The following is a 1,332-nucleotide window of genomic DNA, read 5'->3' as shown; positions in this document are numbered from 1 at the left end:
CAAGAACGGCAGCGGCAACCTGACACTCAATGGCAACAACGGCTTCCAGGGCGGCACCCAGCTCAACGCCGGGCGCCTGACCGTGGGCAACAGTGGGGCGCTGGGTACCGGCACCCTGTCGGTCACCGCCGACGCCACCCTGGCCAACAGCGCGCCCATGGCCCTGGGCAACACCATCGCCCTGAGCAATGGTGCCAACCTGACCGTCGATGCTGTCAACGCGCTGATCCTCAGTGGTGACCTGGGCGGCAGCGGCAACCTGGTCAAGACCGGCGTCGACGACCTGACCCTGGTCGGCGTCAAGACCTTCACCGGCAATGTCGACATCCAGGCCGGCTCCCTCACCACCCTCGGCAGCGGTGTGCTGGCCAACGTCGACACCCTCAACGTCGGTGCCAGCGGCCAGCTCAACCTCAACGGCAACGCCAGCCTCGGCAGCCTGACCGGCAGCGGCCAGGTCGATGTCGGCATCGGCAGTGTCCTGAGCCTGGGCGGCAACAACCTCAGCAGCACCTTTGCCGGCGGCCTCAACGGCCTGGGCGGCCTGACCAAGGTCGGCAGTGGCACCCTGACCCTTACCGGCACCAGCAACCTGGCTGACAACACCCTGGTCAACGCCGGCACCTTGAAAGTCGACGGCACATTGGGCAGCAACCTGCTGACCGTCGCCAGTGGCGCCACCCTGGCGGGTAGCGGCACCGCCAACGCCACGGTGGTGATCAACAACGGCGGTCACCTGGCCGGGCAGAGCGGTGCCACCCTGAGCCTCGGCAGCCTGGTGCTCAACAGCGGCTCGATCGTCGATGTCGGCTTGGCGTCACCGTCTACCGGCGGTACCGCGCTGTTCAACGTCGGCGGCAACCTGACCCTCGACGGCACGCTCAATGTCAGCAGCATCGGCGGCTTCGGCAACGGTGTGTACCGCATCTTCGACTACACCGGCGCCTTGACCGACAACGGCCTGGACTTCGGCACTCTGCCGCTGGGCGTGGGCCTGGGCGACGTGACCCTGCAGACCGCACTGGCCAACCAGGTCAACCTGCTGGTCAGCGCCGCGGGCCTGAACATCCAGTTCTGGGACGGCAGCCAGAGCGTGGCCAACGGCCAAGTCGATGGCGGCACTGGCGTGTGGAACGCCGGCAACACCAACTGGACCGACCTCAACGGCGTGCTCAACACCACCTGGGGCAGCACCTTTGCGGTGTTCCAGGGCACGGCGGGCGACGTCACCGTCGATGGCAGCCAGACCGTCAATGGCCTGCAATTCGTCACCGATGGCTACCGCTTGCTGGCCGGCACCGGCGGTGCGCTCGACCTGATCAATGGCACGAG

Annotated in this window: 1 protein-coding gene; it reads left to right on the top strand. The window is 67.2% G+C overall.

All coding sequences use genetic code 11. The annotated features are described in order from the left end of the window. Positions 1-1,332 (top strand): beta strand repeat-containing protein (locus CC207_RS27900; RefSeq protein WP_371916503.1); only part of this gene is annotated, 1,332 nt, incomplete at both ends.

Source organism: Pseudomonas sp. DrBHI1 (genome assembly GCF_002205115.1).
In the GTDB taxonomy this organism is placed as follows: domain Bacteria; phylum Pseudomonadota; class Gammaproteobacteria; order Pseudomonadales; family Pseudomonadaceae; genus Aquipseudomonas; species Aquipseudomonas mosselii.
This window is presented reverse-complemented; position numbering and strand designations above follow the sequence as displayed.